Source organism: Thermosinus carboxydivorans Nor1, from assembly GCF_000169155.1.
GTDB lineage: Bacteria > Bacillota > Negativicutes > Sporomusales > Thermosinaceae > Thermosinus > Thermosinus carboxydivorans.
Genome location: NZ_AAWL01000010.1, coordinates 61,053 through 76,271 on the forward strand (window position 1 = coordinate 61,053; position 15,219 = coordinate 76,271).

19 protein-coding genes are annotated in these 15,219 nt (G+C 55.8%); 18 read left to right on the plus strand and 1 reads right to left on the minus strand.

Going from position 1 to position 15,219, the window contains the following annotated elements; all coding sequences use genetic code 11:
- Nucleotides 1–192: 192 nt before the first annotated feature.
- From TCARDRAFT_RS08455 to spoIID, 13 genes are all read left to right on the plus strand, one after another.
- Nucleotides 193–405 carry an AtpZ/AtpI family protein gene (locus TCARDRAFT_RS08455; RefSeq protein WP_007289585.1) on the plus strand — a complete coding sequence of 71 codons (213 nt, stop codon included), beginning with the start codon at nucleotides 193–195 and terminating at the stop codon, nucleotides 403–405.
- A gap of 6 nt (nucleotides 406–411) precedes the next feature.
- Nucleotides 412–816 carry an ATP synthase subunit I gene (locus tag TCARDRAFT_RS08460; protein WP_007289586.1) on the plus strand — a complete coding sequence of 135 codons (405 nt, stop codon included), beginning with the start codon at nucleotides 412–414 and terminating at the stop codon, nucleotides 814–816.
- Between the two features lie 4 nt (nucleotides 817–820).
- A complete protein-coding gene (gene atpB, locus TCARDRAFT_RS08465; protein WP_007289587.1) occupies nucleotides 821–1,501 on the plus strand; it encodes a F0F1 ATP synthase subunit A in 681 nt (226 codons plus the stop codon).
- Between the two features lie 54 nt (nucleotides 1,502–1,555).
- On the plus strand, nucleotides 1,556–1,807 hold the full coding sequence (gene atpE / locus TCARDRAFT_RS08470) for a F0F1 ATP synthase subunit C (protein ID WP_007289588.1): 252 nt from the start codon (nucleotides 1,556–1,558) through the stop codon (nucleotides 1,805–1,807).
- Nucleotides 1,808–1,879: 72 nt separating this feature from the next.
- On the plus strand, nucleotides 1,880–2,383 hold the full coding sequence (gene atpF / locus TCARDRAFT_RS08475; RefSeq protein ID WP_007289589.1) for a F0F1 ATP synthase subunit B: 504 nt from the start codon (nucleotides 1,880–1,882) through the stop codon (nucleotides 2,381–2,383).
- Nucleotides 2,377–2,943: an ATP synthase F1 subunit delta gene (gene atpH / locus TCARDRAFT_RS08480; protein ID WP_007289590.1), complete on the plus strand. Its 567-nt coding sequence runs from the start codon at nucleotides 2,377–2,379 to the stop codon at nucleotides 2,941–2,943. Before atpF ends, atpH begins: the two co-directional genes overlap by 7 nt.
- Before the next feature lies 1 nt (nucleotide 2,944).
- Entirely contained in the window at nucleotides 2,945–4,486 is a 1,542-nt protein-coding gene (gene atpA, locus TCARDRAFT_RS08485; protein WP_007289591.1) for a F0F1 ATP synthase subunit alpha, read from the plus strand.
- Between the two features lie 6 nt (nucleotides 4,487–4,492).
- Nucleotides 4,493–5,344 carry an ATP synthase F1 subunit gamma gene (gene atpG, locus TCARDRAFT_RS08490; RefSeq protein ID WP_007289592.1) on the plus strand — a complete coding sequence of 284 codons (852 nt, stop codon included), beginning with the start codon at nucleotides 4,493–4,495 and terminating at the stop codon, nucleotides 5,342–5,344.
- Between the two features lie 12 nt (nucleotides 5,345–5,356).
- Nucleotides 5,357–6,766: a F0F1 ATP synthase subunit beta gene (gene atpD / locus TCARDRAFT_RS08495; RefSeq protein ID WP_007289593.1), complete on the plus strand. Its 1,410-nt coding sequence runs from the start codon at nucleotides 5,357–5,359 to the stop codon at nucleotides 6,764–6,766.
- Between the two features lie 3 nt (nucleotides 6,767–6,769).
- Complete coding sequence (locus TCARDRAFT_RS08500) at nucleotides 6,770–7,180, plus strand: F0F1 ATP synthase subunit epsilon (protein ID WP_007289594.1); 411 nt, start codon at nucleotides 6,770–6,772, stop codon at nucleotides 7,178–7,180.
- A gap of 214 nt (nucleotides 7,181–7,394) precedes the next feature.
- The gene (locus TCARDRAFT_RS08505; protein ID WP_007289595.1) at nucleotides 7,395–8,177 is read left to right on the plus strand and encodes a YwmB family TATA-box binding protein; all 783 of its coding nucleotides are present in this window, start codon (nucleotides 7,395–7,397) and stop codon (nucleotides 8,175–8,177) included.
- Between the two features lie 26 nt (nucleotides 8,178–8,203).
- Nucleotides 8,204–9,463, plus strand: a complete 1,260-nt coding sequence (murA, locus tag TCARDRAFT_RS08510) for a UDP-N-acetylglucosamine 1-carboxyvinyltransferase (protein WP_007289596.1) — start codon at nucleotides 8,204–8,206, stop codon at nucleotides 9,461–9,463.
- 260 nt (nucleotides 9,464–9,723) lie between these two features.
- Complete coding sequence (gene spoIID, locus TCARDRAFT_RS08515; protein ID WP_007289597.1) at nucleotides 9,724–10,719, plus strand: stage II sporulation protein D; 996 nt, start codon at nucleotides 9,724–9,726, stop codon at nucleotides 10,717–10,719.
- A 51-nt stretch (nucleotides 10,720–10,770) separates the two neighbouring features.
- Here the strand turns inward: spoIID and TCARDRAFT_RS08520 are convergent, their stop codons facing one another.
- Nucleotides 10,771–10,959, minus strand: coding sequence for a hypothetical protein (locus tag TCARDRAFT_RS08520; RefSeq protein ID WP_040683224.1), 189 nt, complete (start codon nucleotides 10,957–10,959; stop codon nucleotides 10,771–10,773).
- A gap of 202 nt (nucleotides 10,960–11,161) precedes the next feature.
- On the opposite strand from TCARDRAFT_RS08520, the gene TCARDRAFT_RS14630 reads away from it, so the two are divergent.
- From TCARDRAFT_RS14630 to flgG, 5 genes are all read left to right on the plus strand, one after another.
- Nucleotides 11,162–11,926 (plus strand): peptidoglycan DD-metalloendopeptidase family protein, encoded by a 765-nt coding sequence (locus TCARDRAFT_RS14630; RefSeq protein WP_007289598.1) that lies wholly within the window; start codon nucleotides 11,162–11,164, stop codon nucleotides 11,924–11,926.
- Between the two features lie 108 nt (nucleotides 11,927–12,034).
- Nucleotides 12,035–12,301: a sporulation transcriptional regulator SpoIIID gene (gene spoIIID / locus TCARDRAFT_RS08530; RefSeq protein ID WP_007289599.1), complete on the plus strand. Its 267-nt coding sequence runs from the start codon at nucleotides 12,035–12,037 to the stop codon at nucleotides 12,299–12,301.
- A gap of 161 nt (nucleotides 12,302–12,462) precedes the next feature.
- Complete coding sequence (mreB, locus tag TCARDRAFT_RS08535; RefSeq protein WP_007289600.1) at nucleotides 12,463–13,488, plus strand: rod shape-determining protein; 1,026 nt, start codon at nucleotides 12,463–12,465, stop codon at nucleotides 13,486–13,488.
- 38 nt (nucleotides 13,489–13,526) lie between these two features.
- Entirely contained in the window at nucleotides 13,527–14,270 is a 744-nt protein-coding gene (gene flgF / locus TCARDRAFT_RS08540; protein WP_007289601.1) for a flagellar basal-body rod protein FlgF, read from the plus strand.
- Between the two features lie 160 nt (nucleotides 14,271–14,430).
- Complete coding sequence (gene flgG, locus TCARDRAFT_RS08545; RefSeq protein ID WP_007289602.1) at nucleotides 14,431–15,219, plus strand: flagellar basal-body rod protein FlgG; 789 nt, start codon at nucleotides 14,431–14,433, stop codon at nucleotides 15,217–15,219.

Here is a 15,219-nt window from a genome sequence, read left to right on the forward strand (position 1 = left end):
TGACTGATGTCAACCAGGTTTTTATTGCTTTTGTTAAATTTGCCCAAAATGTTTTTATCGAAAAAGAAAAGCAGGATTAATACCAATTATGACGAATAAAAATACTTCGTCATATAGGTAAATTAGGATTGTCTTAAATTACCGGATAAAGGGCATACTAACTTTCGTAATCCGCGCATGAGGTGCAAGCAGATGGAGGACGACGACAAACGCCAGCTTTTTTCCGCCTTAGGACTAGCCGGAACCATCGGCCTGCACATGGCCGTATCGGTGGCGGTAGGCCTTTTCGGGGGCCGGATGGTCGACAACTGGCTGAATACCCATCCGTGGGCCACCGTGGCTGGCATCGTCCTTGGCATGGTTTCCGGTCTGTGGAGTACCTATAAACGGATTGTGGGAAAGTAGGGTTTTATGCAGGAATACGCTATTGAAGCAAGACGCACGTTGCTGCAAATTGCCGTCTTGGCGCTTTCGGTCATTGGCGGCGCCCTGTTGGCCGGACGCGCCGATTGGGCTCGGGGCTTGGCCTTCGGGTCAGCGGTGAGCGCTATTTATTTTTGCCTGCTTTGCTACCGGGTGCGCCGCAGCGCGGAAATGCCGGCGGCCAAAGCGGTGGCTTACATGCGGTCAGGCTGGCTGGTGCGGCTTATGTTTATTGCTCTAGCGCTTGTCCTTGCCCTCAAGCTGACAACCATCAACTTCTTAGCGGCTGTGACGGGATTATTTTCCCTCCAGATAGTCATCTTTTTGAATGCCACCGTCCTGGTAGCTAAAGAGCTGTTTAACAGCAACCGACAATACGCAAGAAAGGGGTGAAGGTATGGGACATGGTGGAGGACATGAAATTGGCGGTCACAAAGTTGCCTATTTTGCCGGTCTGGCGTTCAATATGGATACGCTGTATATGACCTGGCTGACAATGGCCATTGTCATCATCCTGGCTGTTCTGGCCACGCGACGCTTAAGCCTGGTGCCCAGCGGCTGGCAGAACGCGCTGGAAATGGTGATTTTGGCGCTTTTAGAGCAAATTGAGGCCGCCATGGGACCGAAAGGCAAGAAATTGGCGCCGCTGCTCATTACGCTATTCCTGTTTTTGCTGGTAGCGAACGAGCTGGGGCTTGTGCCTGGTTTCACGTCGCCGACCAACGACCTCAACACCACCCTGGGGTTGGCGCTGTTGGTCATCGCTGTCGTTCATGTCGCCGGAGCTGCGAGCAAAGGACTTTTTAATTATCTCAAGCACTTCCTGGAGCCGAATATACTGTTCCTGCCAATCAACATCATCGAAGAGGTGTCCAAGCCGGTAACGCTTTCTTTCCGTTTATTCGGCAATATCCTGGCTGGGGAAATTCTGATAATCATTTTGGGGATTTTAGTGCCATATGTAATCCCGACAGCTTGGTTGGCATTCAGCGTTTTCGTCGGCATTGTCCAGGCGTTTATCTTTACCATCTTGTCGATGTCGTACATTTCCAATGCGTTAAAAGATGACCATCATTAACCAATAATTTACCGTGCAAAAACACATTTTAAATAGCTGAAGGAGGAGTTCATTGTGGAACACGCCATCATTGTTGCTGCCTCTGTAATTGCCGCTGCGCTGGCCATCGGTTTGGCCGCTTTTGGCGCGGCCATGGGTGACGGCCAGGTAACGGCCAAGGCAATCGAGGGCATGGCACGACAACCGGAAGCCAAGGGTACGATTCTGGTCAATATGCTCATTTCCGTGGGCCTGATCGAGTCTATTCCCATTATTGCCGCCGTTATCGCCATCGTGCTGGTCTTTGCCAATCCGTTTATCAAGTAATTGGGCGTAGATCGGGCGACGGAAAGTTTTTCCGTCGCCTCCCTTACACGCCGGAAAGAGGAGGGGCCCTCGTTGGTTGAACTCAACGCGACACTTATCGCGCAAATAATAAATTTTCTTATTTTGGTGGCCATTCTGACCAAGGTGGCCTATAAACCGCTGATGCAGGCACTGGCCGACCGGCAGGCCCGCATTGCCGAGAGCATTGCGGCGGCTGACCGGGAACGGGCGGCGGCGGAAGAGCTTCGCCGCGAGTATCAGCAGCAGCTGGCCGAGGCCCGTACCCAGGCCCAGGCCATTGTCGAAAAAGCGATGAAACTGGCGGAGCAGACCAAGGAGCAAATTCTGGAAGAAGCCCGGGCCGAACATGCTCGGCTTCTTAAGGAAGCGCAGGCCGAGATCGCCCGTGAGCGCGAGCGCGCCCTCGCGCAAATGAAAAACGAGGTGGTTTCCCTGTCCATTGCTGCCGCTACCAAAATTATCGGCCAAAACCTGGATGAAAAAGCCAACGCCAAGCTGGTAGAAGATTTTATTGACAAGCTTGACCGGCAAAAAATAGGTGGTATGCCATGCTAAAGAGCCAGTTGGCGCTGAAATACGCCCAGGCCATTTTTGAACTGGCCCAGGAAAAAGGCATGCTGGACGAGGTGGAAAAACAGCTCACCCTGGTTGAAAGCACTATTTCCAGCCATAACGACCTGGCCACCCTGTTTTATCACCCGCGCGTGCCGGCGGAAGCGAAAAAAGACACCATCCGCAAGGTTTTTGGCAGTGAGCTGACCGAATATGTGCGCAACTTTCTCCTGCTGCTTGTTGACAAACGCCGGGAGACGGCCTTGCGCGCCATTGTCCACGAGTTTATCCAGTTGGCCAATCAAGCCCGCAATATCGTTGAAGCCCAGGTCACGACCGCCCGACCCCTCAGCCCTGAAGCGCAGCAGGCTTTGGCGGCCAAACTCAGCGCCGTGACCGGCCGCAATGTGGCCCTTAAAACCGCTGTGGACGACTCCATCCTTGGCGGTGTTGTCGTAAAAATTGGCGACAAGCTGATCGACGGCAGCGTGGCGCGTCAGCTCAACTCGCTGAAAGCGGCGCTGCTTAGCACTGAACTGACTAAGATTGGGGTGACAGACTAGCATGAAGATGAGGCCAGAAGAAATAACGGCTATCATTAAGCAGCAGATAGAGCGCTATCAGGTGGACCTCAATGTCGATGACGTCGGCACCGTTATCGAAGTGGGCGACGGCATTGCCCGCATCCACGGTCTCGAAAAGGCCATGGCCGGCGAACTCCTGGAATTTCCCCACGGGGTATACGGCATGGTGCTCAACCTGGAGGAAGACAGTGTCGGCGGCGTGCTCCTTGGTGGCGAAACGTTAATTAAAGAAGGCGACACGGTCCGCCGTACCGGCCGGATTATGGAAGTGCCGGTCGGCGAAGCCTTGATTGGCCGGGTCGTCAATCCGCTGGGCCAGCCGCTGGACGGCAAAGGCCCTATTAATGTTACCACGCATCGTCCGGTCGAATATCCGGCCCCCGGTATTGCTGATCGGCAATCGGTAAAAGAGCCGCTGCAGACTGGCATTAAAGCGATTGACGCCATGATCCCCATCGGCCGTGGCCAACGGGAGCTGATCATCGGCGACCGCGGTACCGGTAAAACGGCCATCGCCGTTGATACCATCATCAATCAAAAGGGCCAGGGCGTTATCTGCATTTATGTCGCCATTGGCCAAAAAGCGTCGACTGTCGCCCGGGTAGTGCGTACGCTGGAAGAAGCCGGCGCCATGGATTATACCATTGTCGTTGCCGCTACCGCTGCCGACAGCGCGCCGCTGCAATACCTGGCGCCTTATGCCGGGGTTGCCATGGGTGAATACTTCATGTATAAAGGCGGCCATGTGCTGTGCGTGTATGACGACCTTTCCAAACACGCCCAAGCCTACCGCGCCATGTCGTTGCTCCTGCGGCGTCCGCCCGGACGGGAAGCCTATCCCGGCGACGTGTTCTATCTCCACTCGCGCCTGCTCGAGCGCGCGGCAAAACTGTCTGACGCCCTTGGCGGCGGTTCCATCACCGCGTTACCGATCATCGAAACCCTGGCCGGCGACGTGTCGGCTTACATTCCCACTAACGTCATTTCGATCACCGACGGCCAAATATTCCTTGAGAGCGAGCTGTTCTACTCGGGTATCCGCCCGGCAATCAACGCCGGTATCTCTGTATCCCGTGTTGGCGGCGCGGCCCAAATTAAAGCGATGAAGCAGGTTGCCGGTCGGCTGCGTTTGGACATGGCCCAGTATCGTGAACTGGCGGCCTTTGCCCAATTCGGTTCTGACCTGGACAAAGCGACCAAGGCCCTGATTGACCGCGGCCAGCGGACGCTGGAAATTCTCAAGCAGCCCCAATACGCGCCTATGCCGGTTGAGGAACAGGTTATGGTCATTTACACTGCCGTTAACGGCTTCCTTGACGATGTGGCCGTCGCGGATGTCACGAAATTCGAACAAGACTTCCTGAAGTTTATGCGTGCCAACTACGCCGAGATTGGCAAGACCATCCGCGAGAAGAAGGTTATTGACAGCGAAACCGAAGCGGCCCTGCAAAAGGCCATCAAGGAGTTTAAAGACACCTTTGTGTCCATCAGCCAGGAAGGCGCCGCCGGCGCGGCGAGGTGATGACAAATGCCTAGCGCAAGGGATATCCGGCGCCGCATTAAGAGCGTCAAAAACATCCAACAGATTACCAAGGCCATGAAGATGGTGGCTGCGGCCCGGCTGCGCCGGGCCCAGGAACGGGCCGCCGCCAGCAAACCATACACCCAAAAAATAAGGGAAGTGTTGGCCAGTGTTGCCGCCAGTACTCGCGACGTCAGCCATCCGCTGCTGGCGGTGCGTGAGGTGAACCGCATCGGCTATCTTATCCTGAGCGCTGACAAAGGTCTCGCCGGCGCCTACTCGGCCAACATTATCCGGGAGGTACTGCCCCAGGTTCGCGGCAAAGACAACATTGGTATGGTGATTGTCGGCCGCAAGGCGCGCGATTATTTCAAGCGCCGTGGCTACACCATTGACAGCGAGTATCTCGGTTTTTCGGAAAAGCCGACCTACGATCACGCGGTGAAAATTGCCAAGGAACTCTCGAGCGCCTTTATTTCCGGGAAATATGACGAAATTCGCCTCGTTTACACCCAGTTTTTTTCACCGATCAACCAAAAACCGACAACCGTCAAATTGCTGCCGCTTACCGATACTCCGGACGGCGGTGAGGCGCCGCAGGCCGAATATATTTTTGAACCGTCGGCGGCAGAAGTTTTGGACCTGCTGCTGCCCAAATACCTGGAGACGGTGATTTACAGTGCCCTGCTGCAAGCAGCGGCGAGCGAGCTCGGGGCCCGGATGACGGCCATGAGCTCGGCCACCGACAATGCCCAGGAACTTATCCAAAAACTCATTCTCAATTACAACAAGGTCCGCCAAGCCACCATCACCCGCGAGATCACTGAAATCGTGGGTGGCGCCGAGGCGCTAAAGTAGGAGGGGAAACTGTTGAACACTGGTAGAGTAATTCAAGTAATCGGCCCTGTCGTTGACATAGAATTCCCCCCGGAACAACTGCCGGCTATTTACAATGCCATCAGGATTGAAGGTCAAAACGGCGACGTCAAAGTTAAGCTGACGGCCGAAGTCATGCAGCACCTGGGTGACAGCACCGTCCGCTGCGTGGCCATGTCTTCGACCGACGGCCTGGTGCGCGGCATGACGGCCGTCGATACCGGCGCGCCGATTAAAGTCCCTGTCGGCAAAGGTACTCTGGGGCGGGTATTCAACGTACTGGGCGAAACGGTGGACAACGACGACCGGGAAGTAATTGCCGAAGACTACTGGCCCATCCACCGGCCGGCGCCCAGCTTTGAGGAACAAGAAACTTCCACAACTATTCTTGAAACAGGCATCAAGGTCGTCGACCTGATTGCCCCCTATGCTAAAGGCGGTAAAATCGGTCTCTTCGGCGGCGCCGGCGTAGGCAAAACCGTACTCATCATGGAGCTTATCCGCAACATTGCCACTGAGCATGGCGGTTTCTCCGTGTTCGCCGGTGTCGGCGAACGGACGCGCGAAGGCAATGACCTGTGGATGGAAATGCGCGAGTCGGGCGTTATTGATAAGACCGCTCTGGTCTACGGTCAGATGAACGAGCCGCCTGGCGCGCGGATGCGGGTCGGCCTCACCGGCCTGACCATGGCCGAGTATTTCCGCGATGTGCACGGCCAGGACGTATTGCTGTTTATTGACAACATTTTCCGCTTTATCCAAGCCGGTTCGGAAGTGTCGGCGCTGCTGGGCCGGATGCCGTCGGCGGTAGGTTATCAGCCGACGCTGGGCACCGACGTAGGCGCGCTGCAGGAACGCATCACCTCCACCAAAAAAGGCTCCATTACATCCGTGCAGGCGGTCTATGTGCCGGCCGACGACTTGACCGACCCGGCGCCGGCGGCGACCTTCGCCCACCTCGATGCTACTACCGTGCTATCACGGCAAATCGCCGAACTGGGCATTTACCCGGCCGTGGACCCGCTTGACTCGACGTCGCGGATCCTTGACCCCAATATCATTGGCCAGGAGCATTATGAAGTGGCCCGGGGCGTTCAGGAAGTGCTCCAGCGGTATAAAGAGCTGCAGGATATTATTGCCATTTTGGGCATGGAAGAACTGTCCGACGAAGACAAACTCACCGTTGCCCGGGCGCGGAAAATTCAGCGGTTCCTCAGCCAGCCCTTCTTCGTCGCCGAGGCCTTTACCGGCACGCCCGGCAAATACGTACCGCTGAAAGAGACGATACGTGGCTTTAAAGAAATTCTTAGCGGCAAACACGACGACCTGCCCGAAGCGGCCTTTTATATGGTCGGCACAATAGATGAAGCGGTGGAAAAGGCGCGGAAAATGAAGGGGGAATAACAGGTGGCCAAAACGGTTAGACTGGACATTGTCACCCCCGAGCGCCTGGCCTATTCCGATGACGTTAACATGGTTATCGCCCGCGCCACCGACGGCGATATCGGCATCTTGCCCGGCCATGCCCCCCTTATCGCCGGATTGGAGATTGCACCCCTGCGCATCCTCAAAGACGACGGCGAAAAGCGCATTGCCGTGTGCGGCGGCTTCATCGAAGTCCGCCCCGATAAAGTGACCGTCTTGGCTGGCTGCGCCGAACTGCCCGAAGAGATTGACGTAAAACGGGCCGAGGCGGCGCGCGAGCGGGCCGAGGCCCGGCTGAAGTACCGCGAAGGGATCGACGTGGCCCGCGCCGAACAGGCTCTGAAACGGGCGCTCATGCGCCTCAGCGTCGCCGAATACCATAAAAAGATGTAAACCAATGAAGCGCTATATTTAACCGCAGAGGACACGGAGACGCGAGTTCATCGCGTCAGGTTAAAAATTAACCCTCCGTGTCCTCCGTGGTTTTCTTTTTTGAGTAGTTGGGTTGTGGCGAAATTTTCAGCGTATAACTCCCCTAAAAACTGGCAAGAATTGTGTTAGGGAGAAAACTGCCGCAAAACGCTGAAATGGATGGGACGGGGAGAAAATGGTTTTTCGCCGCAATAGATGGATTTTCAGCATTATCATCGTTTCGGTTTTTCTGGTGTTAATCGTGGCCAAGGATAACCATCTGTCAGCCGGGTTGAGCCGGCCGGCCTGGGACAAGCCAGAGACGGCGCTGCTGGTGGAGACCATGACGGCTACCGGCGCGCAGCTCAACGATTTCAGTCTGAACGGGTGGGCTGAGCTACCGACGGCCACGGTAAACGACAATGATCTGGAAGAGCTTGTTCGCATGGTTATGGCGCGGCTCGGTATAGATTCTGCCGACTATAAACTAAATTATAACTGCAGTCAGCGTCATCGCTTGGTGCGGGCCGACGCGGCCGGCGACCGCACTCACGTCGTAGCGATTGCGCAAGTTATGCAGCTGGCGTCTGGCCGCGTCGAAGCCTATCTGGTAATAAATGTGGACGCTTTGGCGGACGCGCCCATTGACGCCTGGCGTAATAAAATTGATAATATAATCAGGAATGCCGGCGGCTCGCCGCGGCTGTCTACTTGCCTGGCGGGTTATATTGATGGTAAACTAGAGGAGGCGGAGCGGGTCCAAAGGCTGACCGCCGCCTTTGACCGCATCGGCGGCACTGTTAATAATCAGGTGCATTATGCCAATTTTTCTAGTTTTAGCGGTTACTCGCCGGTCATTGCCGACTGGCTGCAGATTGGCAGCGAGCGAGTGAACGTTAATATGGCTATGCGCTATAGTCCTTATGATGATCGAACATATGTCTTAATCGGCTCGCCGGTGATTACCCGCGAGCATTAGCAGCTTGCATGGTGGGAGGAACTTTTGTGGACAAACTTATTATAAGCGGGGGCAAACGGCTCTGCGGCACCGTAAAAGTAAGCGGCGCGAAAAACGCCGTCCTGCCGATTATTGCCGCGGCGCTGCTCGGTACTTCGCCCAGCCGGCTGATGGAAACGCCCAGGCTGGACGATGTGCGCACCATTTCCGAAGTCATCGAATGTCTTGGCGCCAAGGTGCGGTGGGAAGATACCGATACGCTGGTCGTGGATAGCAGTGACATTACAGGCTGCGAAGCTCCTTACGAGCTCGTGCGAAAGATGCGGGCCTCCTTTTTGGTCATGGGGCCACTCTTGGCCCGCACCGGTTTCGCGAAAATTTCTCTGCCGGGCGGCTGTGCCATCGGCACGCGGCCCATTGATCTGCACCTTAAGGGTTTTGAAGCTCTTGGTGCCGAGATCGTGCTCGGCCATGGCTATGTTGAGGCCAAAGCCCCCCGGGGCCTGCACGGCGCTCGCATTTATCTTGATTTTCCCAGTGTAGGGGCAACGGAAAACATCTTAATGGCCGCAGCGCTGGCCAAGGGGACGACGGTTTTGGAAAACCCGGCCGAAGAACCGGAAGTGGTTGATTTGGCCAACTTCCTCAATGCCATGGGGGCCAAAATCCGCGGCGCCGGCACCAACGTAATCAAAGTCGAAGGAGTAAATGAGCTGCGTGGTGCCACCCACACCGTCATTCCTGACCGCATCGAAGCCGGCACTTATATGGTGGGGGCAGCGATCACCAATGGCGATGTCTACATCGAAAACGCCCTGACCGAACATCTCAAGCCGGTCGTCGCCAAATTGAAGGAAGCAGGCGTGCGCATCGAAGAAGATATAAACGGCGTGCGGGTGCAAGGCACCGGTTTTCTGCGCACTGTCGATATTAAGACTCTCCCGTACCCCGGTTTTCCCACCGATATGCAGGCCCAGTTCATGGCACTTATGACGGTGGCACACGGTACGAGCATTATTACCGAGACCGTCTTTGAGAACCGCTTTATGCATGTGGACGAACTCAAGCGGATGGGGGCGAACATTAAAATCGAGGGCCGCAGCGCCGTTGTGGAAGGCGTGCCCCGCCTCCAGGGCTGCCCGGTTAAGGCGACTGACCTGCGGGCCGGCGCCGCCCTGGTCCTTGCCGGACTCGCCGCCGAAGGCCAGACCGAAATTAGCTGCATTCATCACATTGATCGTGGTTATGACAACCTCGTCGGTAAACTCAAGAGTCTTGGCGCCGACATTGAACGGGTTATTGGTTAGCACTAATAACTATTGATAATTGTGGGCCTCCTGGTTAAACGCCGGGAGGTTTTGATTATTTGGTATGAAGTATGAGGTATGAAGTATGAGGTGGGGATGAATATCGCGCCTCTGTGCCCTCCGTGGTTGAATAACGGTTTTCATCGCTTGTGGTGCCAATTTATTGGCATGAATATCTTTGCGGTTTAATAAATTTTTAGCATTAAGACCGCTACAGTTTGCATAGTATGTACTGCTTACAGGCGGGAGGAGGCGCGGGTGTGAGACAAGTGGCGGTCTTGACGGCGATTATCGTCATATTAATCGTAATTGTCCTGCCGGCCATCATCGTGCGCGGCATCCCCGCCGCCACGACTATACAGCCGCGGGCCAATGTCCACAAGGGAGAGGATATCCCCATCAAGGTTTACCTGCACGAGGCGGATAAAATTGTGGAAATGAACTTGGAGGACTACATAAAGGGGGTAGTGGCCGCCGAGATGCCGGCCGAGTTTGAGCTGGAAGCGCTTAAGGCCCAGGCGGTCGCCGCCCGCACCTATGCCGTCAAGCAGATGGTGCTGTTTGGCGGCAGCGGCCTGCCCGACCGGCCGGGCGCGGATGTGAGCACCGATCACCGGCAGGGCCAGGCGTGGCTGAGCGAGGCACAGCTCCGCCAGCGCTGGGGGCCTTTTAAGAGCGACGTTTACTGGCAAAAAATCAGTCAGGCCGTGGATGAGACGCGCGGCCTCATCCTGACCTATAGCGGTGAGCCCATTCACGCCGTCTTTCACTCGACGAGCGGCGAGCGTACCGCCAGCGCCCAGGAAGTATGGGGCTTTGATTACCCCTATCTTAAAAGCGTGGCTTGCAAATGGGACCAGAAGTCGCCCCGCTATACCGATGCCAAGGAAATTACGCTCACCGAGCTTGAGCAGCGGCTAGGCGCCGACGTCGGGGCTCTGGCGGCGGCCAAAACCGGGGAGACCGCCATAGCCCAAGTCCTGGACCGTACCGAGTCAGGACGGGTAGATAAAGTGCGGATCGGGGCTAAGACCTTTTCCGGGGTGGCCATACGGGAAAAACTTGACCTCCGGTCCGCCAATTTTACCGTAGAAACCAAGGAAGACCGTCTGGTCTTTAAGACCATTGGCTATGGTCACGGCGTTGGCCTGTGCCAATACGGCGCCAACGGCATGGCGAAGGAAGGTCGCACTTTTCGGGAAATTCTTACCTATTACTACACCGGTGTCGCCATCCGGGACATCCATGGTTCATAAAAAAGCGGGCAGGGCATCTGCGGTAGAGATGCCCTGCCCGCTTCCTTTCTGTTACCGGGGCTGCAGATGGGTGTGGAGCGAAAAAGAGCTATCGTCATGATGGTCTTTGGGCCGCATCAGGCTGGCGACGATAAAGGAAACCGGCGAAGCGACAATAAGCAGGAAGATGAATACCGGCGCCAGGAGACAGCTTAACAGGATAAAGGGGATGCCAAGCACTATTCGCAGCGGGATGGACATACTGCACACCGTCCTTTTTGTGAAAATCCGAACTTTTCTCCTAATAACATTATATTATATCTCTATAAGAAAAACTATATAAAATTATAAAAAATATTATATTTCAAAATTCTACCGAGATAATAACGAAACGATTATGGCGATGCAGCAGCGGCCTTATAAAAAAGGCAAATTATGGGCATGATAGTAGGGAGGTGATTGCATGGGCAAATCTTCCTGCTATCTGCATTTTTTACGCCATAATGTAGACCGGTTAATGCGGCAGACGGCCGTTATGGCTCGACAAACGGCGGTGGCCGCCGGTCTGTTGGCGGTAGCCGGTGTGCTTATTATTGTCGTTGTAACCGGTCTGCGGGCCTCGCTACCGGCGACGCCGCTGCCTGGACCGGCGCGGGCCGCACCCGATGCGAAGCAACCGCACGCGCCCCCGGCGCCAGCCGCGGCGAATACCGCACTGACAGGAGCTGAACCTGCATCGCCGGTTAAGACCAGGGAGCAGCCTGCAGGTCAGCTTGAAGTCAAACCCGCAACCAAGTCCGCAACAAAGCCGCAAGAACTGCCCAAAGTCCAGCCCGGACCGGCCCGTTGGCCGGTAGTGGGTCAGGTGACGCGCGAATTTGGCTGGTATGAAGATCCGCTGTTCAAGGATTGGCGCTACCATACCGGCATTGACGTGACGGCCCGCGTCGGACAAACCGTAACCGCCGTCTGGGACGGAGTGGTGGCCGATGTTTATACTGACCGGCACACCGGCCTGACGGTGCGCATAACGACCGGTGACTATACCGTGGATTACAGCTCGCTGACCACCGCGGCGGTAGCCGCAGGCGATTATATCCGGGCCGGCGCACCGGTGGGCACGGTTGGCGCCGCCGCGGCCGAAAACTACCCGCATCTGCACCTGAGCATTAAAAAAGGCGAAAAATATTGTGACCCCCTGACCGTTCTCCCGGCCATGGCCCGATAATTGCCGGAAGCTTCGCGAAGTTATCTGTAATGCGTGGGAATCCCTACGCATTTTTTATTTTTGTCCGCATATAGTTTAGCAAATGGAGGCGAGGGGGAGGAAAAACGCATGAAAGACTATATCCGCAAGCGGGTGCTGGACATTTGCAACCATATTATCGAAACCAAACATACGGTCAGGCAAACGGCTGCCGTTTTCGGCGTTAGTAAAAGCACGGTCCATAAAGACATGATTGAGCGGCTACCCACCATTAATAAACGGTTGGCGAATAAGGTTAAAGCCATTTTGGAAATGAACAAGGCCGAACGTCACATCCGCGGCGGCGAAGCTACCCGCAAAAAGTACAAAGAGACAAAAGAAAGTAGCGAAAAATAAAGGACTTTTGCCCAAAATGTAGAAAATATACACGCTAAGTCATATGCTCCTTGTCCTGGTCTTTTTTGCACTGTTTCTTCACAACTACCCTAATTTTTGCTCCATTTCTTATTGGTTTAATACAGGACAAGCTGGCAGCGGCAGGGAAAGGAGTTTTACGCGTGTTTGGGTCAATGGATATCGGGGTTGATTTAGGCACCGCCAATGTTTTGGTCTACATAAAAGGGAAGGGTATCGTGCTGCGCGAGCCGTCGGTTGTCGCGATTGACCGCGACACCAACCGCATTCTGGCCATTGGTGAGGAAGCGCGGCGCATGCTGGGGCGAACGCCGGGCAACATCATCGCCATCCGGCCGCTGCGGGAAGGCGTTATTGCCGACTATGACACGACGGAGAGCATGCTGCGGCACTTTATCCAGAAGGTGGCCGGCAAACGCATGTTTTTTAAACCCCGCATTATGGTCTGCATCCCGTCCGGCGTAACGACGGTCGAAAAGCGGGCGGTGCTGGAAGCGGCCATGCAAGCTGGCGCCCGCAAGACTTACCTTATCGAAGAACCATTGGCCGCCGCGCTTGGAGCTGGTTTAGAGATTTCCGAGCCCTGCGGTTCGATGGTAGTGGATATTGGCGGCGGCACGACCGATGTGGCCGTACTCAGCTTGGGCGGCATCGTAGTCAGTGATTCGCTGCGCATCGGCGGCGACAAGTTTGACGAAGCGATTGTGCGCTATGTGAAAAAAGAATACAATGTCATGATTGGCGAGCGAACCGCCGAGGAAATCAAGATGGCGATCGGTTCCGCCTTCCCGAATGAGCGCAACGAAACCATGGAAATCCGCGGCCGGGACCTGGTGTCCGGCCTGCCGAAAACGCTGCGCATCAGCTCTAGCGAGATGCGGGAAGCGCTGGCCGAACCGGTTTCCCTGATTGTGGAATGTGTAAAGGGCGTGCTGGAAAAGACGCCGCCCGAGCTGGCCGCCGACATTGTCGACCGCGGCATCGTTATGACCGGCGGCGGGTCGCTGCTGTCCGGACTGGACAAGCTGATCAACCGGGAAACAGGTATTCCCACCTATCTGGCTGATGACCCCCTGTCCTGTGTGGCCCTTGGCACCGGCAAGGCCCTTGATGCCCTGGAAAGCCTGCAGGACAGTCTGACAACGTTGAAAAAAGGCAGCATCGCCTAGGTGCTGCCGTTTATTCCATAGCACGGAGGTGAAAAGCTATGATCCGCGGCATCTATACCGCGGCGTCGGGCATGCTAGCCGAGGCGATCCGGGCGGATGTGACCGCCAACAACCTGGCCAATGCCAATACCGCGGGCTACAAAAAAGACGTGGCATTAAGCCGCGATTTTGCCGGGATACTCATCAGCCGGATCAATGACGGGCCTGACGCGCCGGTTATCGGTAGCCTGGGCCTGGGCGCGGTGGTGGACAATGTGGCCACCATTCATACCGCCGGCATGATGCGTTCGACCGGCAATGCCCTTGACCTGGCTATTGACGGGCGTGGCTTCTTTGTGGTGGCTACCCCGGCCGGACTGCGCTACACCAGGAATGGGGCTTTTACCCGAAATAGTGAAGGCGAATTGGTCACCCAAGCCGGTTACCGCGTCATGGGTCAAGCCGGTCCGGTCCGGCTGAATAGTGGTGCCAAAGTCACCATTGACGCCGATGGCCGCGTTTTCGTCGACGAGGTGGAAGTTGACCGGCTGCAGGTAGTGGATTTTCCTGACCAGCGGGCTTTGGTCAAGGAAGGCGACAGCCTGTTTGCCGCGCCTGGCGCCGCGCCGCAGGCTGGTAGCGGCCAGGTTCGCCAGGGAGTGCTCGAATTGGCGAACGTGAACGTGGTAGCGGAAATGGTCAACCTCATTGCTGGGTACCGGGCCTATGAGATTAACGCTAAAATGGTGCAGACCCATGACCAGCTGCTGGATAAGGCCGTCAACGAAGTAGGCAAGGTATAACGGCGCTGGTTGGCGGAATTTGCCACTTATCAGGACTTAATAATTTAGGTTGGGTTTACGATATATAAATATAGGAGGGGCCGGACCGAATTGCGGAGGCCCCGGCCGGCCGCCGACCGACTGACGCGGCTGGCAGTATAAACGGGGAGGTAAAACAGGTATGATGCGTGCGCTTTGGACTGCCGGGTCAGGGATGGTGGCCCAGCAGGCGAATGTTGACGTCATTTCCAACAACTTGGCCAACGTGAATACAACAGGTTTTAAGAAGAGCCGCACTGATTTCCAGGACCTCATGTACCAGACCATCCGCCAGGCGGGGGCGGCAACCGGGGCGGATACCCAACTGCCGACCGGTATCCAAATTGGCCATGGTGTCCGCCAGGTGGCTACCCAGAAAATTTATACCCAGGGCAACTTTCAGCAAACCGGTAACCCTCTTGATCTGGCCATTGAAGGCGACGGCTTTTTCCAGATTACCCTGCCTGACGGCACCCTGGCTTATACCCGTGACGGCGCCTTTAAAAAAGATGCGCAAGGCCGCATCGTCACATCCGAAGGGTATCCGTTGGAACCGCAAATAATTATTCCGGAAAACGCGACCGAACTACTCATTTCGGCCGATGGCCGGGTAACGGCGAAAATTCCCGGCCAGACCGACCCGCAGGACTTAGGACAGATCCAGATTGTCCGGTTTATAAACCCGGCCGGTCTTGACAGCATCGGCCGCAACCTGCTCAAAGAAACGGCCGCTTCCGGCGCCCCCGTGGTTTTGAACCCAGGTACGGACGGGGCCGGGACGCTCGTACAGCAGTACCTCGAGATGTCGAACGTCCAGGTCGTGGAAGAAATGGTCAACATGATTGTTGCCCAACGGGCGTACGAGATTAATGCCAAGGCAATCACCACCGCCGATGACATGCTGGGCCAGGTCGCCAATCTTAAGCGGTAG

Bases quoted from the DNA above. Each gene is read 5' to 3' on its own strand.
- TCARDRAFT_RS08455 (WP_007289585.1), top strand. From the start codon at position 193: ATGGAGGACGACGACAAACGCCAGCTTTTTTCCGCCTTAGGACTAGCC.
- TCARDRAFT_RS08460 (WP_007289586.1), top strand. From the start codon at position 412: ATGCAGGAATACGCTATTGAAGCAAGACGCACGTTGCTGCAAATTGCC.
- atpB (WP_007289587.1), top strand. From the start codon at position 821: ATGGGACATGGTGGAGGACATGAAATTGGCGGTCACAAAGTTGCCTAT.
- atpH (WP_007289590.1), top strand. From the start codon at position 2,377: ATGCTAAAGAGCCAGTTGGCGCTGAAATACGCCCAGGCCATTTTTGAA.
- atpA (WP_007289591.1), top strand. From the start codon at position 2,945: ATGAAGATGAGGCCAGAAGAAATAACGGCTATCATTAAGCAGCAGATA.
- atpG (WP_007289592.1), top strand. From the start codon at position 4,493: ATGCCTAGCGCAAGGGATATCCGGCGCCGCATTAAGAGCGTCAAAAAC.
- TCARDRAFT_RS08505 (WP_007289595.1), top strand. From the start codon at position 7,395: ATGGTTTTTCGCCGCAATAGATGGATTTTCAGCATTATCATCGTTTCG.
- TCARDRAFT_RS08520 (WP_040683224.1), bottom strand. From the start codon at position 10,959: ATGTCCATCCCGCTGCGAATAGTGCTTGGCATCCCCTTTATCCTGTTA.
- TCARDRAFT_RS14630 (WP_007289598.1), top strand. From the start codon at position 11,162: ATGGGCAAATCTTCCTGCTATCTGCATTTTTTACGCCATAATGTAGAC.
- spoIIID (WP_007289599.1), top strand. From the start codon at position 12,035: ATGAAAGACTATATCCGCAAGCGGGTGCTGGACATTTGCAACCATATT.
- flgF (WP_007289601.1), top strand. From the start codon at position 13,527: ATGATCCGCGGCATCTATACCGCGGCGTCGGGCATGCTAGCCGAGGCG.
- flgG (WP_007289602.1), top strand. From the start codon at position 14,431: ATGATGCGTGCGCTTTGGACTGCCGGGTCAGGGATGGTGGCCCAGCAG.